Annotated in this window: 16 protein-coding genes; 6 read left to right on the top strand and 10 right to left on the bottom strand. The window is 38.5% G+C overall.

Going from position 1 to position 23,310, the window contains the following annotated elements:
* Positions 1-7: 7 nt before the first annotated feature.
* From DEU39_RS14825 to DEU39_RS14780, 10 genes are all read right to left on the bottom strand, one after another.
* A complete protein-coding gene (locus DEU39_RS14825; protein ID WP_120232478.1) occupies positions 8-868 on the bottom strand; it encodes an ROK family protein in 861 nt (286 codons plus the stop codon).
* A gap of 132 nt (positions 869-1,000) precedes the next feature.
* Positions 1,001-3,409: an endo-beta-N-acetylglucosaminidase H gene (locus tag DEU39_RS14820; RefSeq protein ID WP_120232477.1), complete on the bottom strand. Its 2,409-nt coding sequence runs from the start codon at positions 3,407-3,409 to the stop codon at positions 1,001-1,003.
* Between the two features lie 58 nt (positions 3,410-3,467).
* The gene (locus tag DEU39_RS14815) at positions 3,468-5,618 is read right to left on the bottom strand and encodes an endo-beta-N-acetylglucosaminidase H (RefSeq protein ID WP_120232476.1); all 2,151 of its coding nucleotides are present in this window, start codon (positions 5,616-5,618) and stop codon (positions 3,468-3,470) included.
* Between the two features lie 109 nt (positions 5,619-5,727).
* On the bottom strand, positions 5,728-7,155 hold the full coding sequence (locus tag DEU39_RS14810; protein ID WP_120232475.1) for a glycoside hydrolase family 125 protein: 1,428 nt from the start codon (positions 7,153-7,155) through the stop codon (positions 5,728-5,730).
* A 33-nt stretch (positions 7,156-7,188) separates the two neighbouring features.
* Positions 7,189-9,420, bottom strand: a complete 2,232-nt coding sequence (locus DEU39_RS14805) for a GH92 family glycosyl hydrolase (protein ID WP_120232650.1) — start codon at positions 9,418-9,420, stop codon at positions 7,189-7,191.
* 128 nt (positions 9,421-9,548) lie between these two features.
* Complete coding sequence (locus DEU39_RS14800; RefSeq protein ID WP_047376309.1) at positions 9,549-10,520, bottom strand: glycoside hydrolase family 130 protein; 972 nt, start codon at positions 10,518-10,520, stop codon at positions 9,549-9,551.
* Positions 10,521-10,550: 30 nt separating this feature from the next.
* Entirely contained in the window at positions 10,551-11,852 is a 1,302-nt protein-coding gene (locus tag DEU39_RS14795) for an MFS transporter (RefSeq protein WP_120232474.1), read from the bottom strand.
* A 172-nt stretch (positions 11,853-12,024) separates the two neighbouring features.
* Positions 12,025-13,650: a SusD/RagB family nutrient-binding outer membrane lipoprotein gene (locus DEU39_RS14790; RefSeq protein WP_120232473.1), complete on the bottom strand. Its 1,626-nt coding sequence runs from the start codon at positions 13,648-13,650 to the stop codon at positions 12,025-12,027.
* 17 nt (positions 13,651-13,667) lie between these two features.
* Positions 13,668-16,634, bottom strand: a complete 2,967-nt coding sequence (locus DEU39_RS14785) for a SusC/RagA family TonB-linked outer membrane protein (protein WP_120232472.1) — start codon at positions 16,632-16,634, stop codon at positions 13,668-13,670.
* A gap of 387 nt (positions 16,635-17,021) precedes the next feature.
* Positions 17,022-17,900 (bottom strand): AraC family transcriptional regulator, encoded by an 879-nt coding sequence (locus DEU39_RS14780; RefSeq protein ID WP_062673244.1) that lies wholly within the window; start codon positions 17,898-17,900, stop codon positions 17,022-17,024.
* A 201-nt stretch (positions 17,901-18,101) separates the two neighbouring features.
* On the opposite strand from DEU39_RS14780, the gene DEU39_RS14775 reads away from it, so the two are divergent.
* From DEU39_RS14775 to fabF, 6 genes are all read left to right on the top strand, one after another.
* A complete protein-coding gene (locus DEU39_RS14775) occupies positions 18,102-18,968 on the top strand; it encodes a helix-turn-helix domain-containing protein (protein WP_120232471.1) in 867 nt (288 codons plus the stop codon).
* 89 nt (positions 18,969-19,057) lie between these two features.
* Positions 19,058-19,477 carry an OsmC family protein gene (locus DEU39_RS14770; protein ID WP_002982623.1) on the top strand — a complete coding sequence of 140 codons (420 nt, stop codon included), beginning with the start codon at positions 19,058-19,060 and terminating at the stop codon, positions 19,475-19,477.
* 178 nt (positions 19,478-19,655) lie between these two features.
* Positions 19,656-20,261 carry a TetR/AcrR family transcriptional regulator gene (locus DEU39_RS14765; protein WP_120232470.1) on the top strand — a complete coding sequence of 202 codons (606 nt, stop codon included), beginning with the start codon at positions 19,656-19,658 and terminating at the stop codon, positions 20,259-20,261.
* Positions 20,262-20,271: 10 nt separating this feature from the next.
* Entirely contained in the window at positions 20,272-21,540 is a 1,269-nt protein-coding gene (locus DEU39_RS14760) for an acetyl-CoA C-acetyltransferase (protein ID WP_120232469.1), read from the top strand.
* A 10-nt stretch (positions 21,541-21,550) separates the two neighbouring features.
* Complete coding sequence (locus DEU39_RS14755; protein ID WP_062673236.1) at positions 21,551-21,976, top strand: PaaI family thioesterase; 426 nt, start codon at positions 21,551-21,553, stop codon at positions 21,974-21,976.
* A gap of 2 nt (positions 21,977-21,978) precedes the next feature.
* Positions 21,979-23,220, top strand: coding sequence for a beta-ketoacyl-ACP synthase II (fabF, locus tag DEU39_RS14750; protein WP_062673235.1), 1,242 nt, complete (start codon positions 21,979-21,981; stop codon positions 23,218-23,220).
* Positions 23,221-23,310 lie beyond the last annotated feature (90 nt).

Raw genomic sequence — 23,310 nt, 5'->3', positions numbered from 1 at the left:
TGTTAATTTATATACGCTTTTTTAATGCATAGCTGGCAGCTCCAAGAATGGCCGCATCTTCAAATATAGCAGAAATTTTAACCTGCAAGTTAATATTATTCTCGGTTAAGTTCTGAATAAATCTTTGCTCAAAATGAGGATAAGCCTTGGCAATATTTCCTCCTATAACTAAAACTTCCGGTTTGTAATGATCTACATATCTGACAATAAACTCAGAAAAGGAGTCTGCATAATCGTTAAACATTTGAGTCTGTATCTCTGTAGGTTTATCCAGAAGGTCTTTTGTTCCTGAAATTTCCTCTCCGGTCAGTTCTTTATAATGATTCACAAACCAGCGTGTCGCCAGATAGTCTTCACTGATGGAATCTCTGAAGGGAGAATCCCATAAGTCTTCATCGGCAGCAAATTTTCCATTGAAGAAAGTAGTTCCCAATCCTGTTCCAAGAGTCACTCCAAAAGCACTGTTGAAACCTTGGGCACATCCTCCGAATACTTCTCCTTCCATAAACGCAGCCGCATCATTTACAAAATGAATCTGCTTTTGAGAAATGGCCAGCCTTTTTGCCAGTTCTTCTTTAATATTGACCTGATAGATATCAATAAATTTTCCCTGCCGCATAAGAGATATTCCATTTTCATAATCGAAAGGTCCCGGCATTGCGATACCGATTAAAAGATCTTCTTTTACCAGATCATGAGCCACCTTATTAATGGCTGAAATCCAAGCTTTGAAAATAACTTCTTTGTTTTCGAAAGCATCTACATGTTCTCTTACATAGGTTGATGAAATGATTTCACGTTTTCCAGCATCTACCTGAGCCAGCGTAATGTGCGACCCTCCGATATCAATTCCTACTATATTCTGCATTATTTTTTATTTTAAATTCAAGGTCCTTCCCGTGACTGAAAAAACAGACAAACAGAAGTACACTTCTGTCTGTCTGCTTTGTATTTCAGACGCTATTTTATTAGTTCCGATAACTATTTCATTATTTGAATTTTACTTCACAATAATTTTACCGGTTGATATTACTTTACTGTTCGCAGATGTAATCTTGTAAATATAAGTACCACTGATTAAATCCTGCGTATTGACTGCGTTATTATTTTGATTAATATTCTGTTTTTTGATCAATTTTCCTGAAGCATCATACAATGCCACTTCACTTGCAGAGTTGTCACTGATAGCAAAGTGAAGATCATTTCCTCGTTTCACAGGGTTCGGATAGACTGCGCTGTTGTCTTTCACAGATTCAACATCTTTCACTGCAAGATTAGAAGCACAGGCAACATCTGTTCTCCAGTTGGCATCTGTCATATTGATCAGGGTTGCAAAATGAGTGTTGGCCGTAGCATCCAAAGCTCCCATTCCACTTCCTTCATCCATTTTCCAGTTCGCTTCAAGACCTGTAGAATTGGCAGGAACATTACAGCTGTTACTTAAAATTTCCTGTGGTGTTAATGCCTTTTTCCAAACTCTGAATTCATCAAGAAAGCCGTTGAGTGTACGGGAATTGTCATAGTTTCTTCCCAGATAAAGAATTCCGTTTGCCGTAAAGTTACCCGTTACTGCAAAAGTAGCATCAAGATTACCATTGACATAAATTTTCATGGCTGTTCCATCATAAGTAGCTGCTATATGATACCATGTATTGGTGTTGAATGAAGTATTCGTATTCAATTTCACCTGTGACGAACCAAAACTTAATATAAACTGCAGCTTATTATTCGCAAGGTTTCCGTCTCCGAAACGAAGCATCGCCGAGTTATTATCTCCTACTTCAACGCCCATTACCGATGAGATGTAAGGGAAAGCAGATTTAAATGAGTTTACTTTTACCCAACCTTCAAAGGTCACCGCGTTTCCACTCAGGTTAAATTGTCCTGCGTTAAGATAATGCGTGCTTCCGTTGAAAGCAAGAGATCTTGCACCCGGACTTGTAACCGGAGCGAAACCACTGTTGAATGATCCTTCTCCTGAATAAGTACTTGTAGTTCCTCCTGTACATGAAGCCTGTACTTTCCATACATAACTTGTATTAGGTGTCAGGTTTTGTAATGAATAGGAATTAGTTGTAATATTTGGAATTTCAGTCCAGGTTGTAGCAGCTGTCGTTTTATATTGCAGGGTATAGGACGTTGCATTTCCGGCATCCCATGATAGCTGAGCCGTATTACCAAGGAAACTTCCGGAAGTCAATCCTGATGGCGTAGTGCAGCCACTTCCGGAGTTAAACCTTGGTGCAAAAATATAAGTACTTGTTAATGTCGGTGAGCAGTTAGACTGGATTCTCCAATCGTAATTGGTATTCAGGGTAAGGTTGCTGATGACAATATTATTTCCTGAATAATTGTTGGCAACGTTTGTCCATACCGTTGAATTAGCTGGTTTATAATCAATATTGTAAGACTGAGAAGCATTGGAAGTCCAGTTCAGTTGGGCTGAAGTTCCTGTCACATTGGAGACATCAAGTCCCAATGGCGGATCACAAGCCTGTCCCTGTGACCATGAATACAACTGACCACTTAAGAGTGTATTTTCATTATAAAGAATATTGGATCCTGTACTCAGGTAGCTGGCTACATTGGTTCCCGGCAGGTCGTACCACATAAACACACCGTATTGATCATTCTTTGTACTGGTCGCTAAGCTTGCCAGTGTAGTGGCAGAAGTTGAACTTGGATTCGAGTTTTGTATCCAGGTGGCCGCTGCAGAGATTTTAGATTTATCAAGAGGTGGAACAACAGGCGCATTGTACGTACTGTACATGGCGTTCCAGGTGTAATTGATATAATTTCCTGCTAAATCTCCATTATACGTTTGTCTGGTTGTAGCCGGACCGTAGTAGTAGAATGTAATCAGTTTATCCGGCATTGCAGCTTTAAGCTCCTGTAATAACATAACAAAAGAACTGTTATTAGGCTGTCCTGTTCCGTTATTTCCGTATCCTGCGTATTCATCATCAAGGTCTACTCCATCCAGACCGTAGGTGTAAACGGTATGAGCAACCTGCAAGGCGAAATCTTTAGCCGCTTCACGGTTAGGGAAATTGGAAATTCCAGCTCCCTGGTGGTTTCCTAAAAGATCCAGCAATACTTTTATTCCTTTTTGCTGTAAAGGTTTTACGTAGGTATTGACATCATTCAGAACTTTGGTAACGTTGTTATTATTTGAGATATAAGCACGGTTTTTAGAAACATCATAGTTGATATTCGCTGCAAAAATAATAGCAACATCAAAAAGCTGTCTGTTGGTATTCTGCAGAGTATACGAGCCTGCATTCAGCATATTGTTGTTGTTCACTTCCACATAACAGACTCCCAAAGGATTAAGCTGCTGTGCCTTGAGTGCCGGAGCTAATTGAAGCATCAAGGCCATTAAGGGAATAAAAAAGGATTTTTTTCTCATAGTATATCAATTTTGTAGTAGAAAAAATCATTGGGCCGAAGCCCAATGACGGGAGTTATTATTTTACAATTAGTTTTTCGGATTGTTTCAGGCTTCCATCATGAGATTCAAACTGAACAATGTAGTTTCCTGCCGGAATTCTGCTCAATTCATATTGATTATCTCCTGAGTTCAGTGATTTTGTGTCTACGATTCTTCCGTTAAAATCATAAATTGTCAATTTTCCTTTGCTGTATTCATCAGGAACAGAAACTGTCAGTAATGAAGATTTGCTTGCCGGATTAGGATATAATTTGATTTGATTTTTAATGCTTGTCTCTCCGACATTGACCGCCTTTTGCCCTGCAGTTCTTGCTAATGCTGAACTTCCTGTTGTACATGGCAGATCTGTTCCCCAGTTAGAAGAATCAACTCCCGTTAACGTTAAAGTCACACCATTTCCTGAAGTATCCTGAACTGTAGAACCACTTCCTTCGTTAAACTTCCAATACGCAGCCAGTGAAGTTGCTGGAACGGATACATTACACATATTCTGACTGATTTCGGTTTGGCTCAATGCGCGCTTCCAAACTCTTACTTCATCTATTTTACCATTGAAATTTCTGGAAGTATTATATAAATATCCTACGTTGAATGCACCAGTTGAATTCACACTTCCTGTTTGTGCTTTAGTGGCATCCAGAACACCGTTGATATAAATTTTCATATTGGATCCATCGTAAGTAGCTGCTACATGATACCAGGTATTGGCATTCAAGGCCGTTGCAGACGCCAGTTTTTGCTGTACATTATTAATACTTACCACAAACTGAAGTTTATTATTCGCCAGACTGGCATCTCCTAATCGTAAGAATGCAGAATTGCTGTCGCTTACTTCCGTTCCCATGATCGAAGAAATATATGGTGACGCAGATTTGAATGATGATGGTTTGATCCACCCTTCAAAAGATAGTGCTGAGCCGCTTAGATTCATACTTCCGGCCGCTCCTGATTCAGTACTTCCATCCAAAGACAGAGCATAGGATCCTGTAGGAGTTGTTCCTGAAGTGCTTGTAAATCTTGGAGCAAACATATAGGCGCTTTTCACACTGCAGTTGGTTCTGATTCTCCAGTCGTAATCAGTATTGGCTGTTAATCCGGAAATGGTTACGGAAGTGGAGCTCGTTGCTGTTACTGCATTTGTCCAGGTTGTTGAAGAAGCAGGTTTATAATCAATATCATAAGTATTGGTTCCTACGGCTGACCAGTTTAGTTTTGCGCTTGTTCCGGTAAGATTGCTTGTGTACAATCCGATAGGGGCATCACAATTGGTCCCTTGTGTCCAGGATTGTAAAGTTCCGCTTAAAACAGTTGGTTCTCCATATAATGTCTGAGTTCCTGCTGAAAGCTGTGATGTTTCATTAGTTCCATGTAAATCATACCACATGAATACGCCATAGCCACCATTTTTTGTTTGAGTTGCCAGGCTGGTGGTGGTAGAATTGGAGGTATTTCCCATCCATACGGCAGCAGGAGAGATTTGTGCTTTGGTAAGAGGAGGCACATTAGGAGCAGAAAATGTTCCGTACATGGCATTCCAGCTGTAATTGACATTATCTCCTACTCTGGCTCCGTTCCAGGAAAGTCTTGAAGCAGCAGGGCCGTAGTAATAGAATGAAATAATCTTATTCGGCAATAAAGCTCTAAGCTCCTGAACAAGCATTACAAAAGAGCTGTCATTAGGCTGTCCTGTTCCGTTATTTCCGTATTCAGAATATTCATCATCAAAATCAATTCCATCAAGACCGTAGGTATTCACTGTATTGGCAAGCTGCAGAGCAAAGTCTTTTGCGGCTTCACGGGTAGGAAAATTACAGATCCCGGCCCCTTGGTGATTCCCTAAAATAGTCAGTACTACTTTCATTCCCTTTTGCTGAAGTGGCTTTATGTAAGTATCTGCATTAGTAAGAACCTTGGTCACGTTATTATTGGAATACAGATATGCTCTACCACGGCTGGTATCATAATTAATATTGGCCGCAAAAATATTCACCACATTAAACAGGTAGCTGTTCGATGTCTGCAGTTTGTACGCTCCCGCATTCAGGAGGTTGTTATTATTCACTTCCACATAGCATATTCCGGTAGGATTAAGCTGTTGTGCGTTAATCAGAGAACCAGACTGAAGCATCATGGCAATCAGTGCGGTAAAGATGGATTTTTTTTTCATTGTATAATTTTTTTAAGGTGTTTTGGTGTCTGAATTTTATATAGCAATCCCCTTATTCCTTCTTTTTCGGGAAGGAATCAATGATAAAAAAGCCATATAAAAGGGTGTGCTATGTCAGTAGCTCAGGGTTTTCGTTAAATGTTTTCCATAGCAATTCTCCAAATAAGGTATTGGCCCATGCAAACCATTCTCTGGTGAACTTTTTAGAGTCGTCTTTATGGAAGGATTCATGCATAAAGCCTGTTCCTCCGTGCGTTTTCTGTAAGGTATCTATGCACCATCTGATCTCACTTTTGTCTTTGGTAGTGAGTGCCTTCATTATGATACTCATTGGCCAGATCATGTCAAGTCCGATATGCGGACCTCCTATTCCTTCTGCCAGCTTACCTTTGAAGAAGAACGGGTTGTTTTCTGACCACACAAATTTTCTTGTATTCAAATACACAGGGTCATCAGCTTTCACCGCATCCAGATAAGGCAGTCCCAGCAGGCTTGGACAGTTTGCATCATCCATCAGGTTGTAGCTTCCAAAGCCATTTACTTCAAAAGCATATATTTTTCCAAATTCAGGATGATTGTAAATTCCGTATTTTTTGATGGCTGTTTCTACCTCATCAGCAAGGCTGTTCAATTGTTGAGCCAACGTTTTTTCATTTTTAATCTGAGCAACCATTTCCGCAGCCTGGCGTAAGCTTACCACCGCAAATAAGTTGGAAGGGATCAGGAATCCGTAGATGGTAGCATCATCACTTGGACGGAACATAGAGCTGATCAATCCTACAGGTTTCGTTGGATAACCATATCCCCCCATAGGAACTCCGTCTGTTGCCCAAGCCGTTGTACGCTCGAATTTGTAAGGTCCTAAATCGTGTTTTCTCTGCTGTTCTGTAAAGGTCTGCAGGGTAAGTTTGATTCCTTTCAGCCAGTTCGCATCAAAAGGTTTTGTATCTCCTGTAGTTTTCCAGAAGTGGTAGGCCAAACGGATAGGATAGCAAAGCGAGTCGATTTCCCATTTTCTTTCATGGGTGCCCGGCTTCATATCGGTATGGTCATATTCTTTCCATTTACTGATCTTCTGATCATCGTTATAGAAAGCATTCGCATAAGGATCTTTCAGGATGAAAGTAGTCTGTTTATGGATTACTCCTGAAATCAGCTTATGCAGTTTTTCGTCTTTTTTCGAAAACTGCAGATAAGGGAAAACCTGTGCGGAACTGTCACGAAGCCACATGGCATCAATATCCCCGGTGATCACATAGGTATCAGGTGTTCCTCCGGTTTCCGTATAGTAAACAGTAGTATCCAATGTATTCGGGAAGCAGTTTTCAAAAAGCCAGCTCAGCTCTTTGTTTTTTACTTTCTTTTTAAACGCGGCAATAGCACTTTCTACGGATTCGCTGGTAAAATGTCTTTTATCTTTAGGCACACGGACAACAGGAAAATCGTCCAGCACTAAATTTTTAGCAAAAACATTTTGAGTAAACAGCAATCCGGCTCCCGCCAGTGCACTTGTTTTAATAAAATTTCTCCTTTCCATTGATACTTTTATTTCGTTTATTTTTATTAGTCTTTATTTTACAGGCTTACTTCCCATAACGAATCTCAGTTCACCACCGTTCATAATATCGCTATGGTTCAGCTCCCAGCTTTTGTATTCTTTTCCGTTCAGGAACATTTTCTGTACATAGATATTCTTATCGGATATCTTGTCAGCAATCACGGTAAAAGTTTTTCCATTTTCTAATTTTAATGACGCTTTCGGGAATTGTGGTGCTCCGATGGCATATACAGGTTTCCCAGGTGTCACAGGATAGAATCCTAATGATGAGAAAATATACCATGCTGACATCTGGCCGCAGTCTTCATTGTTAACGATTCCATCAGGTTTAGCGGCATACATATTGTCACGGATATATTTTACCATTTTCTGAGTCTTGTAAGGACTTCCAGCATAATTATACAGGTATGGAACATGATGACCCGGTTCATCCCCGAATCCTAAAGATCCGATGAATCCTGAGATATCAACATGTTGTTCTCCTTCCATATGAAGTGCTTCTGTGAAGGTTTTATCCAGTTTTTCTTCAAATCCTTTTTTCCCTCCGTACAGATTCATCATTTCATCAATCTGATGAGGAACAAAGAAGTCGTACGCCCAGATGTTTCCGGAAACCCAGTGTGGCTGAAGTTTTTTCCAATCGTTAAGAGTAAAATCCGCTAAGAATTTACCGTCTTTTTGTCTTGGCCAGAAGTGATTATTTTCTTTATTGAAGGTATTCAGGAAGTTCATAGAACGTTTTTTATATACTTCCGATTCTTCTTTTTTACCTAATTTTTCTGCAAGCTGCTGAATACACCAGTCGTCATATGAATATTCCAATGTTGCAGAAACAGAAGCTCCGTTTTCTGAAGGCGTATATCCTAATTTGATATAATCATTAAGACCGCCACCACCATCGCTGCTGCTCATTTTATCTGTTAAAGAAGCATCTTTCATCGCAGCAAATGCTTTTTCTGCATCAATACCCGGAACTCCTTTTGAAATGGCATCCCAGATTACCGAAGCACTGTGATAGCCCAGCATACAGAAGTTATCATATCCACAAAGCTCCCAGATCGGCATATGATCTTTACGATCTGTATATCTGCTGATCAGGGAATTGGCAAATTCTTTTGTATGTTTTTGATCCATAATAGTCAATAATGGATGTGTTGCCCTGAATCCGTCCCAGTAAGAATACGTACTGTAGTTGGTAAACCATTTGGTATTCATGTTTTCCTGAGCGGCAACATAGTCTCCATTCACGTCCATATATAAATTCGGTGCAATGAAGGTATGGTAAACTCCCGTGTAGAAAATTTTTCTCTGGCTCTCTGTACCTCCTGTCACCTGGAATCTTCCTATCAGGTCTCTCCAGGTCTTTTGAGCGGTTTCTTTTGCTTTGGCAAAATCAACATTTGTTGCTTCGGTATCAAAATTTTCCTGTGCATTTTCTGTACTCACCGGAGATAATGATACTTTTACTTCAATACTTTCCTGATCTTCGGTTGAAAATCTTACAAAAGCTTTGGCATCTTTGGCAAGGGCAATTTTTTCATCATTTTTGATTTTTCCGTCAGCATAAACACCGTAAGACTTAAACGGTTTGGAAAACTCCATCACGAAGTAAGCAAATCGTTTACCTCCCCAGCCATTGCTGTAGCAGTATCCTTTGATTTTATTATTGCCTTCCACACTTACTAAAGTATGGTAGATATTTCCGAAGATTTTGTTGGTAGGATCAATAATGATATTAGCTTCACTACTTTTCGGGAAAGTATATTTATGAAATCCGACTCTTGGGGAAGCAGTAAGCTCTGCTTTAATCCCATAGCTGTCCAGCATTACGGAATAATATCCCGGAGACGCTATTTCTTTATCATGCGTAAATTTTGAACGGTATCCTGTTTCCGGTTTATCTTCTGATCCCGGAACCATTTTAATCTGTCCTACGGTAGGCATTACCAGAATATCTCCAAGGTCTGCCCAACCCGTTCCACTCAAATGGTTATGGCTGAATCCCATGATCGTTTTGCTGCTGTAGTGGTATCCTGAGCACCAGTCCCAGTCGCCGCTTTTCGTATTCTGATCCGGACTCAGCTGTATCATTCCAAATGGCGTGGTTGCCCCAGGAAAAGTATGCCCATGTCCTCCTGTGCCTATGAAAGGATCTACCCAGGATAAAACATCGTTTTTATTTTGCTGGGCACTGGCTACAGAAATCAGGGTGGTAAAAAAGCAGATTAACAGTTCTTTTTTCATGATAAGAGAGGTATCGGAGATTTTTTTGTTTAAAAGTTGGTTTAAAAATAGGAAAACCATTATAAAATTCCCAGTAAAAGGGGAAATTAAGATGATTAACCTATTTTCCTAAACTTTATATTACTGTATTAAATTGAATTCTTTTTCATAAAATCAATGATTTCTGAGATATATCCAAAGGCAATCGCAACTACGGTATCAGCAGCACCGTAATATACTGTTACTTTGTCTCCTTCAGTCAATGCTGCACAAGGGAAAACCACATTGGGTACATCTCCTGTCAGTTCATACAATTCAGCCGGAGCCAATAAATAAGGCTTCGTTCTGTACAACACTTTTGTAGGATCTTCAAGATCAAGCAAAGCAGCTCCCATTGAATATCTGAATCCTCTGCAGGTATTGATCACGCCATGATAGAAAAGCAGCCATCCTTCTTCTGTTTTGATAGGAACCGGCCCTCCTCCGATTTTAGTACACTGCCATGCACTGTCTTCGAAAGGCGTTACTTTCATCACGCAACGGTGTTCACCCCAGTATTTCATATCAGGGCTATAGCTGATATAAATATCTCCGAAAGGTGTATGTCCATTATCACTCGGACGGCTTAGCATGGCATATTTACCATTGATTTTCTCAGGGAATAAAACACCATTTCTGTTGAATGGAAGAAAGGCATTTTCACACTGAAAAAATTCTTTAAAATCAAAAGTATACCCAATTCCGATGGTAGGTCCATTGTATCCGTTGCACCAGGTGATCCAGTAGCGGTCTTCAATAAAAGTTACACGTGGATCGTATTTGTAATCGGATTCAATCATATCCGTATTTCCTGCCTGCATTTCAATAGGGTCATGATTGATATCCCAATTGATTCCGTCTTTACTGAAACCAGCAAAAATATTCATCTGTACTGCCTTGTTGTCGCAACGGAACACTCCGGCAAATCCGTCCTCAAAGGGAATTACGGCACTATTGAATATACTGTTGGATGTTGGTATAGCGTATCTGTTAATGATCGGGTTTTCGGAAAACCTCCACATGATATCATTACAACCTTCCGGGCGATCCTGCCAAGGGATCATTACTGATTGAGCTGTCATAAAGTATTTTTACTTTTTATTTTTTTATTATTATGAATTGATTTGTTGTTCTTTCTGATTTTCAGGGTAAGGGAAAGGAACGAATACAGTGGCCAAAAATGCAGGAATGGTAGCAATCAGTACCCAGATAAAGAACATTTTGTATCCGATCCAGTCACTGATCATTCCACTGAACATTCCGGGAATCATTACGCCAAGATTCATAATCCCTGTTGCAAATGCGTAATGTGCCGTTTTGTGTTTTCCGGGTGCAATCTGCTGCATCATGTAGAGCATTAGTCCCACAAAACCAAATCCGTAACCGAAATATTCCACTACCACCGCAATTCCTACCGGTAAAAGATCTGCCGGCTGATAATAAGCCAGTAATGCATAGACCACAAATGGAATATTGAATGCACAGCATAGCCATATCAAAGATCTTTTCAATCCGCGGGCTGAGATAAAATACCCTGCCAATACGGACCCCAGGATGAATGCTGCAGAACCATATGTCCCATAAATAAGCCCGATATCGGAAGTAGATAATCCTAATCCTCCTAATGTTCTTGGAGCTTTAAAAAATAAAGGCGCAATTTTGATCGCAAATCCTTCTGCAAAACGGTACAGAATTATAAAGAGGATACACCATAGAATTTTCTTTTTGGTGAAGAAAGAGATTATGACTTCCAATAGTTCCTGACGAACATTTCCGGCAGTCTTTCCATCTTTCCGTTCTTCTTTGTTTTCCTTCGGCAGAATGAAATAGTGGTAAATAGCCAGTACAAAAAAGAGTAATGCATAGATCACCATAATAATCATCCAGGCATGGGTTACGCCTTTTGTCTTTTCTAAAACCCCGGCAAAATAAACGAGTGCTCCACTGCTGATAATCTTCGCCAGGTTGTAAAAAGCACCTTGCCATCCAATATACTTTGCCTGCTCTTTATTGGTCAAAAACCCAATATACGTTCCGTCTGCTACCACATCATGGGTAGCTCCGCAAAATGCAACTATCGCAAAAAGGGCAATGCTGTATTTGAAAAAATCATGCATTGGCAGGCTTAAGGCCACTAATGCAAACAGAATTCCTATCGCAAACTGAGTAAAAACAACGAAGAATTTTTTGGTTTTATAGATCTCCAGAAACGGGCTCCAAAGAGGTTTTAATGTCCAGGAGAACATGATAAGGGCAGTCCAGAAAGTAATCTGCGAGTCCGAAACCCCCATATCTTTATACATGATTCCTGAAACCGCATTAATGGTTACAAAGGGCACTCCCATTGCAAAATATAATGTTGAAATCCAAAGAATCGGCTGAATCCGACGGGTTCCGGAGTTGTTTTTTCCCATATTTAAAATAAGATTCTAAATAAAAGAGAACATCTCAAAAATACATTCAGGCTAAAAAACGAAACTATAAATTTTTTGGAGATTCTACTCTATTCTCCCGCCTTAATGAATGCATCAAATAAAAATCTGATCTTGAGATGTCTCTTTATTAATGAGTGATTCTGAATATTTTTTATTTCTTATCCCACCAAAGTTTTGTTCCTCCGGTATCAGGACCGTTCAGCATTTGAGCAGCTTGCTGGTAATTATATAATGATGTTTTGGTATCAATAGTGAAAGGAATTCTCCTGATCATTGCTTCTGTACTGATAGCTCCGCCGCTGTCATTCTTTCTTACCTTGAAAAGAACCGGATATCCTGTTCTTCTCTGTTCAGCCCATGCTTCCGGTCCGTTTGGATAAAGGGATAGCCATTTTTGGGTAATAATTCTTTCTAATTTTCTTTCGTTGGTATCACCGTTATTCCACGCAATCGTAATGGTACTTAACTGGGGGTTTCCAACAAGTACGTTATTGTCTGCATTTTTCGGATCAATATAAGGTGCTTCAGTAGAAGTATTATCGGCAAGATAAGCAGCAACATTAGCACTTTTCCCCCATTCCCCGAAAGACTGCTGAACTCCGGTTGTATAGTTGGTTTGAATATCTCCTGCTCCTGCATATCCTCTCAAAGCAGCTTCAGCTCTAAGGAACCATGTTTCTGCAGCGGTGAATAATTTCATTTTACCATCGGTACCGGAAAAATAATCTCCGCTGGCAGATTTTGCCTGTGGCTGCGAGAACCCTCCGTACGTTGATTTACCATTTAATAAATCAATGCCCTGACGTATTCCTATATATTTTCCCTGTAAGCTTGGATCAGATGCAGGAATAGCATAGGCAGGAAGTCTTGGGTCATTGTATCCGTTCATATAAGCCATCAATGGTGCACCAATTAAACAATCTCCCCATGAATAGATGATAAAACTCAATTCTGACTGTCCTACACTGATCAACGCATTATCTACATTGTCAGTAATCAATCCTGCAGGTGAAGCCAATGCTTCTTCTGCATATTGCTTAGATTTTGCAGGATCAGCGTAGCTCATTCTCATGGCTAACCTCAGCTTTAATGAATTGGCAAATTTTGCCCATTGAGCCATATTTCCGCCATATACTAAATCTGCTTTTTTCAATGCCGATTTATCTTCTACATTCTGTGTTGCTGACATGGCAATTACTTTCTGCAAATCGTTAATAGCTGCAGTAAGATCAGCAATAAAATAGTTGTAGGCTTCCTGTTGAGAATCAAAATCAGTTACTCCATTCGGATTGGGTTTTTCATATTTGCTGTAAACTACAGGGCCATGACTGTCTGAAACTCTTGCGGCTGTAATGACTTTCAAAATCTTTTTTACAGCAAATGTTCCTGTAAAATCTACTCCTTTATAGATTTCCTTAGCCGTATTATCAATAATAAGAGAGTAATTGAAAATATCCTGTTGTCTGGCAATAATTCTGTTATTCCATCCATCCATCATTGAATAGGTTAGATTATTTACCCCTCCGTTAAATGGTGTTGCTGTACTGAACATTCCACTGTACATATCTGCACTAAGGTTAGGGTACAGCTGATAATCTGACTGTAATCCTCTCTGCATGGATTTCATGGGATCAACAACAGCGATGAAATCAGCGTAAAAATTTTCAGGACCTCCTGCTTTTTCCTGATTATACTGTTCAAAGTCATTAGTACATCCTGAAGCAGAAAATAACAGTACAGCTCCGAATGCCAATATTTTAATATGATTGATTTTCATTTTCTTAATTGTAAAAGTTAAAAGTTAGCTTTTAATGATAATCCAATAGATCGGGTAACCGGTAATCCGAATGAATCTACCCCTACTCCACCAGGTGTATTTCCTGATACCTGCTCAGGATCAAATGGTGCTTTTTTGTAGAAGAAAAATAAGTTGGTTCCTACTAAGCTTACGGTTGCGTTTCTCATATATTTAGATTGAATATCGAAAGTATATGAAATGGAAGCCTGGCGTAAACGTATTGTTGTAGCACTGTACAGATAGGCTTCATCAATACCTTTTCCAAACCCTTCTGTTGTTCCTACTGCTTTATAGTAATCTTTCGCATTAGTTAAACCCGTGTAAGCCTGTCCCGCATTTGGTGTTCCCGGTGCATATACTGCATTTGGAATAGATACCCCGCCTGCATCTCTTGCATCAGCTGTAGACTGACTAACTCCATAGATATCGTTTGCTTTTTCTGTAAGGGAAAGTACCTTCCCTCCAAATTTACCATCAATAAGGAAAGAGATTCCCAGCTTACCAATGTTAAAGGAGTTATTGAATCCCATAATAAACTTAGGGTTCGGATTACCCAGATAAGAAGGAGTACCTTCTGCTAATGGGATTCCTTTTTCATTCACTAAAATACGTCCCTGATCATCTCTTTTGAACTTAATTCCGTAAAGATCACCAAAAGATCCTCCTAATTTCAGTTTGGTGTATTCCCCTCCACCTGTTAATGAGAAAAGTTGGTTTTCTGATATAGGTAAGCTTGGTGGAAATAATTCAACAATAGTATTTTTGTTAGCCGATGCATTTAATGTAGTTGTCCACCCAAATTTTTCTGAACTGAAGACCTTATATGACAATGAAGATTCAAAACCTGTATTTCGGATTTTTCCTGCGTTGATATAATATGATCCAGGAGCTATTCCTCCGAAATAAGAATCTATTTTTGTTTCTAACAATTGATTACTCGTATTGGAGTTGTAGTAAGTAATATCAAAACTTAATTTATTACTAAACATCCTTAGCTCTGTTCCAACTTCAAAAGTTTTATTAAATTCAGGTTTCGGAAACAGGTCTTTATACTTAGGATCAGTAATGAATGAACTCTTTGGAAACACAAGTGTTCCCGCATCTACGCCAACAGTATATCCTTTATTATATTCAATCATAGCATTGGAAATATTGGTAGGCAACCCTAATCCTACCGTTGCATAAGATCCTCTTACTTTCCAGAAACTAATGACTTCCGGAAGTTTGAAAACAGAAGATAATACAGCATTAGCTCCTACAGATTCATAGTCAAATCCCGTTCTCCCTGTTAAGGCCAGACTGGAATCCCAGTCATTTCTAAAAGTCATATCCACATAAAACATATTTTTATACCCTACTGTAGCACTTGCAAATACAGATTGTACCTGCTTCTTCATATTGGTATAGATATTATGATATCCATCACCAGGGGATCTTTTTTTACCCCATTCAAGATTACTCACAGTGAAAAGGTTAGGGTTTGTCAGATATGCGTTATCAATTTGTCCTATTTTATTTCTTGTTGTATTGATACTTCCTCCTAACGTAAAATCTAAAGAGAAAGACTCACTAATTTTAGGACTACCGATAAGCAACACGTCCCCATATGTTGAAGAGTTTTCATAGGTATTCTTAAGAATTCTTCCATTAATTCCTTCCTTAACAGCCAGTAAAGTAGGTGCTGAAAAAGCAGCAATATCACGCTGACTGTCTGAAATATTCCAGCTATAATTTCCTCTTACTCTTGCCGTTAACCAGGGATTGATCTGGTAAGATAATGAAAGCGCTCCATAGGTATTTTTATTGCTTACAGTAACTGGATTACGGTTTAAAATCCAATAAGGGTTCTGTGTTGGAGGGTTTCCTTTAAAACTTCCATCGGGATTAACCTCCCACCAGTTTTGAGCAGGTAAAAATCTTTCTTTATTTAAGTAAGTGTAATTATCTGGACCATACTGATCAAAATCTACACCTCTTGGCAACCAGTACAAACTCGTCAAAGGAGAAAAAGATGCTCCGGGAGTCTGTCTGTTCTTACTTTCCTGTAATGAACCGATGAAGTTGGCATCTAATGTTAACTTATCATCCAGAAACTTACTTGAATTTCTGAAAGAAACGTTATACTGATCAAAATAAGACATGGGAACCACTCCTTTGTTGGTGGTATTTCCGATTGAGAAATAACTTGTTGATCTCTCATTTCCTGACTGAAAAGAAAGGCTATTTACCCAAGTTGTTCCTGTCTGAAGGAAGTCTTTAAGATAATCTTTAGAAGATCCTTTTGCGCCCCAGCTTTCTACCGACTGTCCCGGCTGTGATCCCGATACAGAAGGGTCATAAGACAGATAACTGTGCTGTAGTTTTGGAAGACTATAAGCCCTGTCCACTGTAAGGCTGGAGCTGTAAGTAATTGAACTTTTCCCTGCACGTCCTTTTTTAGTCGTAATCAGGATAGCTCCGTTACCTCCGGCAGAACCGTACAATGCAGAAGCAGAAGCTCCTTTCAGGAAGTTGATGCTTTCAATATCATCAGGATTGATGGAGCTCAATACATCCCCCGGATCCGGCATATTGGAATACTGTCCGATATCTGCTGATTTTCCTGTTCCGTTGATAATAGGAATACCATCAATCACATACAGTGGCTGTGCACTGTTGACAGACTTATCTCCTCTCATGACCACCCTTACGGAGCTACCTACACCATTGGTTCTGTTGATCTGCACATTGGAAACTTTTCCGTTGATCGAATTTAATAGATTGGGAGTTTTCACTTCTGTAAGCTCATCCCCGCCAATCTGTTGACTGGAATACGTCAAAGAGCGGGCCTGCCTTTTTATCCCCAAAGAGGTGACCACGACCTCCTCAATACTGGTTGTCTTCGTAGTGTCGGCTGTTTTTTTCTCCTGTGCATTCGCAGTAAGTGAAAAAACGAACAGAACGGGTATAACTGCTTTTCTCATAAGGTATAGATTCGTTAGATTTAATTGAGAATCAGTGACATTACTTTATTTTTTAATACAAAAAAAATTATTGTTTTTTCAACAAAATTTTGCCGTTTAAGTATTAAATAATTTAAAGTTTTGTTAAGATTTAATTCACATTCACAAATCTAAATTTTGTTGCCAGTCTGATATAATACTATTTTATCATAAAACGATATTATTTTTTCAGCAATCAAAATTAAAAGCCATTAACACTTTAAATATCAACAAAATACAACACTTCCCGAACAATTAAAAAAAGGGGATTTATTCTGATATTTGGACAAAATAAAAGTAGATTTCTGGACGGAATTACAGGATGTCAGATAAGATATAAAACAGAAAGCTGTACATTTTTAATACATATTATTCAATCTTTTTAACTCCTTTAAATTGTTCTTTAAATTCGGTTGGAGTTGTCTTTTTGATGGATTTAAATACCTTATTGAAGTTCGCAATATTATTAAAACCTGCCTCAAAGGCAATTTCAAAAACAGTAAGATTTTTTTCCATCAACCAGCGCGCAGCATAACTTATTCTAATTTCATTAAGATAATTAACAAAAGTTTTCCCTGTTCTTTTTTTGATAAATCTGTTAAACGTCACATTGCTCATATTCACCAATGATGCTACATTATCCAGCGTTATTTTGTTCTCAAAATTTTTATGAACAAAATCATGAACAATCTTCATTTTATCATTATCTGCAAAAGACTCAAGCTCAATACTATATGAGGATAAAAGTGTTTTATTATCTGCAACGGCAAGTTCATTCAGAATTTTCATAATTTCTATAAAAGATTCAAAGCTGTTCATCTTGGAAAGATTGAGAAACGAATCTTTTAGTTTCTCAGCCGTTTCTGTAGAAAAAAGAATTCCTCTGATGGAGTCTTTCATCAGATTATTGATAGGTTTCAGGATATTTTTCTCCATCAGTGACTGTTGAAAGAAATCCTGATTAAATTGTATGGTGATTTCGTGGGTTTTTCTGTTCTTACATCTGTAATTTGCCCAACAGTGTGGTAAATTGGGTCCTACCAGCACCAACTCTATATTTCCGATCTCTCCGGTATGGTCTCCGATCATTCTTCGGTAGCCTTTCCCTTTATAAATAAAGTTGATTTCAATTTCCGGATGATAGTGATATGGAAAGTCAAATGAGGCTTTAATCCTGTCAAACACGAGAAAACTATCCTCAGGAGATAGTGGAGTTATTTCTCTCAGAATATTTTCTAATTCGCTCATACAGGCAGTTATGAAAAAAGGTTAATACTTTTAGGTTACAATACAAATCTTTGTAAAAATGATAAAATAATATCAATGTAAAAACATATTTTGAATTTATTTTATTTCAATTTTTTATATCCAACATAAGAAATCATAGGTTAAGTAATTTAATACAGTTCAAATCATGCTTTTTTTTTATCTTTAAACTAAAGTTAAAGGATGCCGCAACAGCTTATTTTTGAAGATCACTATAAAAGACTCGGACTGGAAGTATTTTCAGAAGAAAATCTGGAGAATTTCAACGGAAGTCGGTTCTCTTCAGATATTAAAGTATTTTTTATTCCTTCAGGATATGAACTTACAGTAGATTTTAATCATTATAAAACAAAGAAACCTTCACTTTTCTTCCTCACCAACCAACATTTGAGTATCCAAAAAGGCAGAGATGAATCTATTCTTCTTTTCTACAACCGGGATTTTTACTGTATTCAGATCCATGATAAGGAAGTGGCTTGTGACGGCCTTCTCTTTCATAATGTATTTGAAATTCCTTTTGTAGAACTTGATGATTCAGAAACTTCTCTTATAAAAAGTTTGTTTCAAAATATTCAGGATGAACTTGAATGGAAGGATTCTTCGGCAGAGGAAATGATTAGAACCTATGTAAAACAGATCATCATTAGGGCTACCCGCAAGTGGAAGAAACAAAATCTGGATAATGATACGCTCAAAATACCAGGCAGTGAGCTTGATATTTTCAGAGATTTCAGCAGACATCTGGAAATTCATTTCAGAGAAAAACATAATGTTGCTGATTATGCAGAGCTTCTTCACATCGCTCCGAAAACTTTAACTCATAAATTTAAAAACTTAAAGCTGGAGTCTCCCAACCAGTTTATTATTAACAGAATTTTATTAGAAGCAAAAAGGTTACTTTTTTATACGGATAAACCTGTCAAAGAAATTGCTTATGATCTGGGTTATGAAGATCCCGCCTATTTCAACCGCCTTTTCACGAATAAAACGGGAAGCACACCGGTAAATTTTAAAAAAAACTACATCACGGGAAAAAAGTACAATAGTTAAGTCATTTTATCTATTGAATACTCCCCGCCATAGATATACCTTTGTAACATCAAAATCAAACAACATTACTAAATACAAAAACAAACATTATGAGACGTAACGCAACAGCCGTTTGGAACGGTACCATTAAAGAAGGAAAAGGACATTTAACAACTCAGAGTACAACTTTAAACCAGACTCAATATTCTTTCAACAGCCGTTTTGCGGATGGTGTAGGTACCAACCCTGAAGAATTGCTGGCAGCAGCCCACGCAGGATGTTTCACCATGAAACTGGATGCAGAATTATCTCAGGCAGGCTATAATCCTGAAGAATTAAAGACGACTTCTGTAATTACCCTTGATCCCAATATTGGTAAGATTACAAAATCTGAACTGACTCTTACTGCTAAAGTTCCGGGAATCTCAGAAGAAGAATTCCAGAAATTTGCTAAGATTGCTGAAGAAGGATGCCCTGTAAGTGCAGCATTCAACTTTGAAATCACATTGAATGCTACGTTGGAAAACTAATTTAAGTAATCATTCAATATCAATAGAAACGGGCTTTTAGTCCGTTTTTTAATTTAAAAAGAATCCATTAGCCTCAGCCAAAACTTAAAAGTTAGAATATTACCTGATTAAACTTTTTTAAATAAAATATACCGAGTGGTATATTTTTGTATATTTGCATCATATTTAAACATTTATAATGTCGAAGGCAGAAAAAACGAAACAGCATATTATCGAGAAAACAGCAAACCTTTTTAATACCAAGGGTTATATTTCCACATCGCTGTCTGACATTACTCAGGCAACCGGACTGACGAAAGGCAGCATCTATGGAAATTTTGAAAACAAGGATGAAGTAGCCATTGAGGTTTATAAATACAATGCGGGATTACTGGGCAAAACACTTAGCCGCTCTTTTGGTAATGAGTATCCAACTTCATTGGATAAACTGCATGCTTTTGTAGATTTTTACCGGAAAAACTGGAAGTTTGTCTTTGCCAACGGCGGCTGTCCGTTAATGAATGCTGCAACCGAAGCTGACGATTCTTTTCCTGCCTTAAAAGCACAGGTGAAAAGGTCTTTTGAACAATGGATGACAAAAATATCAAATGCCATTGCTGAAGGACAAAGTAAAGGGGAAATTAATAAAAAAGTGAATGCTGAGCAATATGCGTCCTTATTCATCATGCTTATTGAAGGTGGAATTCTACTTTCAAAAACAATGGGTGACCAAAGTTTTCTCAACCACGCTTTAGATAAAGTCAGTCATATGATTGATCATGAACTCAATATTCTTCCATCATAAATAATACCATATGGAAACAAAAAAAGTGGCTATTGTAGGATACAACAGAATTCCCTTTGCCAGAATGAATACCGCTTATTCAGAGCAGGGCAATCAGGATCTTCTGCTTGCTTCTCTCAACGGATTAATAGACCGTTATCATTTAAAAGGAAAACGACTAGGAGAAGTTGCGGGTGGCGCAGTCATTAAACATATTTCTGAGAGCAACCTCATCAGAGAAACAGTGATGAATACCACTCTTGACCCTGCAACACCTGCATGTGATCTACAACAGGCATGTGATACAGGAATTGAAGCTGCTATTTATATCGGAAATAAAATTGCCCTGGGGCAGATAGATTGTGGCATTGCCTGCGGAGTGGAAGCGATGAGTAACATTCCATTCGAATCTTCACCAAGATTAAGAAAAGCTCTTTTACAAGCGAATAAAGAAAAATCAGCATTTGGAAAAATAAAACAACTGCTAAACCCGAAGCTGAAAGACTGGATGCCAATTCCCTATAAAGGGCAGGAACCCAAAACAGGTCTTGTCATGGGTGAACACACAGAAATTACCGCCAAATATTACAAGATTTCCAGAGAAGAACAGGATGAACTGGCCTTAAAAAGCCACCAGAATATGGCAAAAGCTTATGATGAAGGATTTTTTGATGATATGATTACTCCTGCTTTTGGTTTAGAGAAAGATAATAACTTAAGACGCGATAGCAGTATTGAAAAGCTCTCACAACTGAAACCTGCTTTTGATAAGCAAAAAGGAACCTTAACGGCAGGAAATTCAACTCCATTTACAGATGGTGCTTCTGCAGTTTTGCTGGCCAGTGAAGAATGGGCGATAGCCAATAACCTTCCTGTCTTAGCCTATATCAGCTTTTCTGAACTCGCAGGAATAGAATATGTAGAAAATAAGCAAGATTTACTTCTTGCCCCTGTTTTTGCAGCAGAGAGAATGCTTAAAAAAGCAGGCATGAATTTATCTGATTTTGATTATTATGAAATTCACGAAGCATTTGCAGCACAGGTTTTAGCCACAATAAAAATCTGGGAAAATGATGAGCTGGCCAAAAAATTCGGATTGGAAAAAGCTCTTGGGAAAATAGACAGAAGTAAACTGAATATAAAAGGAGGAAGTCTCGCCGCCGCCCACCCTTTTGCAGCAACGGGAGGAAGAATTATCGCAACACTGGCAAAACTTCTCCATGAAAAAGGCAGTGGAAAAGGATTTATATCCATTTGCGCAGCACGTGGACAGGGAGTAACGATGATCTTAGAAAAATAAAAACGCACGTATGGATAGATTAGCACAATTAAAACAATTCATCGGAAAAGAATTTGACCAGTCACCTTCTCCTTTTATGAAATGGCTCAATCCTGTTGTTCTTTCTGCAGAAGAAGGTCAGCTGGAATTTCAATATACCATAAGACCGGAATGGCTGAATCCTATCGGAAACCTCCACGGTGGAGTTACCGCTGCCATTATAGACGATATCATTGGCGCTACTATGTTTTCTTTAAATGAAAATTCTTTCATTACCACGATAAATAATGTCATCGATTATTTTTCAACTGCAAAAGAAAATGATAATATTGTAGCCGAAACTAAAATCATTAAAAGAGGTAAACAATTCGTAAATGCACAATGCGAGATATGGAACGCAGACAAAACACGATTGATCGCAAGAGGAACCTCTAATTTATTCAAAATCAATAACTAAGTATGAAGAGAGTTGTCATTACAGGTCTGGGCGCAGTGACGCCTTTGGGAAATAATGTCGAAGAATTTTGGCAAAACAGTATTAAAGGAGTCAGCGGAGCAGGACTCATTACCCATTTCGATACGGAAAAGTTTAAAGTTCATTTTGCCTGTGAGGTAAAAGACTTTGATCCTAAAGTATATCTGAATCATAACGAAATCAAGAGAAGTGATTTGTTTACACAATATGCCATGTATGCCTCATCAGAAGCCATTCAGGATTCCGGCCTGGAACTTGAAAAGATGGATCCTTTTGATACAGGAGTGATCTGGGGAACAGGACAGGGCGGAATGTGGACTTTTGAAAAAGAAGTGATGGATTTCGCTGCTGGAGATGGAACACCACGTTTCAATCCGTTCTTTGTACCGAAGTTTATTGCCAATATGGCTTCAGGAATGATTTCTATGAAATATGGGCTTCAGGGAATCAATTATACTACAGTTTCTGCCTGTGCTACGGGAAATACAGCATTGATGGATGCTTTCAATTATATCCGTCTCGGGAAAGCAAAAGTAATTGTCAGTGGAGGTTCCGAAGCTGCTATCACTCCGGCATCCATCGGAGGATTCTCTATTATGAAAGCCATGTCTACAAGGAATGATGACTTTGCTAGCGCGAGCCGTCCTTATGATGCAGACAGAGATGGTTTTGTAATGGGTGAAGGTGCAGGAGCACTGGTGCTTGAAGAATACGAACATGCTGTCGCCAGAGGAGCAAAAATTTATGCAGAATTAGCCGGAGCCGCCATGACGGCAGATGCTTATCATATGACAGCACCCCATCCGGAAGGAGCAGGAGCCATCAAAGCAATGCAACTGGCCGTGAAAGAAGCAGGAGCTAACATGGAAGACATTGATTATATTAACCCTCATGCTACTTCCACTCCATTAGGAGATATGGTTGAATTAACAGCCATCAATAAAGCATTTAAGGGAAGTAAAAACCTTGATATCAGTGCCACAAAATCCATGACCGGACACTTGCTGGGTGCTGCCGGAGCGGTAGAAGCCATTCTTTCAATCAAGGCTATTCAGAATGGAATTATTCCTCCAACAATCAATCTTCACAGTATTGATGAGAATATTCCTCAGGATATCAATATTGTTTTCGGAGAAGCAAAAGAAAAAAACATCAATTTTGCGTTGAGTAATGCCTTTGGATTCGGAGGACATAATGCAACTGTTGTTTTTAAGAAATTCTCTTAATTATCATAAACTTACGACAGATTTTCATATCTGAAATTGAATTATACATTCTTCCTTAGTCAGAAGAATAAAATTCTGAAAATATTTAAC

The sequence above is a fragment of the Chryseobacterium sp. AG363 genome, from assembly GCF_003610675.1.
Taxonomy (GTDB): Bacteria; Bacteroidota; Bacteroidia; order Flavobacteriales; family Weeksellaceae; genus Chryseobacterium; species Chryseobacterium cucumeris.
The sequence above is the reverse complement of the archived record's forward strand: the minus strand, read 5'-3'. Positions and strand labels throughout refer to the sequence as shown.

Coding starts and splice junctions, on each gene's coding strand:
- DEU39_RS14780 (WP_062673244.1), bottom strand. CDS start 17,900: ATGAGCGAATTAGAAAATATTCTGAGAGAAATAACTCCACTATCTCCT.
- DEU39_RS14820 (WP_120232477.1), bottom strand. CDS start 3,409: ATGAGAAAAAAATCCTTTTTTATTCCCTTAATGGCCTTGATGCTTCAA.
- DEU39_RS14825 (WP_120232478.1), bottom strand. CDS start 868: ATGCAGAATATAGTAGGAATTGATATCGGAGGGTCGCACATTACGCTG.
- DEU39_RS14775 (WP_120232471.1), top strand. CDS start 18,102: ATGCCGCAACAGCTTATTTTTGAAGATCACTATAAAAGACTCGGACTG.
- DEU39_RS14810 (WP_120232475.1), bottom strand. CDS start 7,155: ATGGAAAGGAGAAATTTTATTAAAACAAGTGCACTGGCGGGAGCCGGA.
- DEU39_RS14770 (WP_002982623.1), top strand. CDS start 19,058: ATGAGACGTAACGCAACAGCCGTTTGGAACGGTACCATTAAAGAAGGA.
- DEU39_RS14790 (WP_120232473.1), bottom strand. CDS start 13,650: ATGAAAATCAATCATATTAAAATATTGGCATTCGGAGCTGTACTGTTA.
- DEU39_RS14795 (WP_120232474.1), bottom strand. CDS start 11,852: ATGGGAAAAAACAACTCCGGAACCCGTCGGATTCAGCCGATTCTTTGG.
- DEU39_RS14760 (WP_120232469.1), top strand. CDS start 20,272: ATGGAAACAAAAAAAGTGGCTATTGTAGGATACAACAGAATTCCCTTT.
- DEU39_RS14800 (WP_047376309.1), bottom strand. CDS start 10,520: ATGACAGCTCAATCAGTAATGATCCCTTGGCAGGATCGCCCGGAAGGT.
- DEU39_RS14815 (WP_120232476.1), bottom strand. CDS start 5,618: ATGAAAAAAAAATCCATCTTTACCGCACTGATTGCCATGATGCTTCAG.
- DEU39_RS14755 (WP_062673236.1), top strand. CDS start 21,551: ATGGATAGATTAGCACAATTAAAACAATTCATCGGAAAAGAATTTGAC.
- DEU39_RS14805 (WP_120232650.1), bottom strand. CDS start 9,420: ATGAAAAAAGAACTGTTAATCTGCTTTTTTACCACCCTGATTTCTGTA.
- DEU39_RS14785 (WP_120232472.1), bottom strand. CDS start 16,634: ATGAGAAAAGCAGTTATACCCGTTCTGTTCGTTTTTTCACTTACTGCG.
- fabF (WP_062673235.1), top strand. CDS start 21,979: ATGAAGAGAGTTGTCATTACAGGTCTGGGCGCAGTGACGCCTTTGGGA.
- DEU39_RS14765 (WP_120232470.1), top strand. CDS start 19,656: ATGTCGAAGGCAGAAAAAACGAAACAGCATATTATCGAGAAAACAGCA.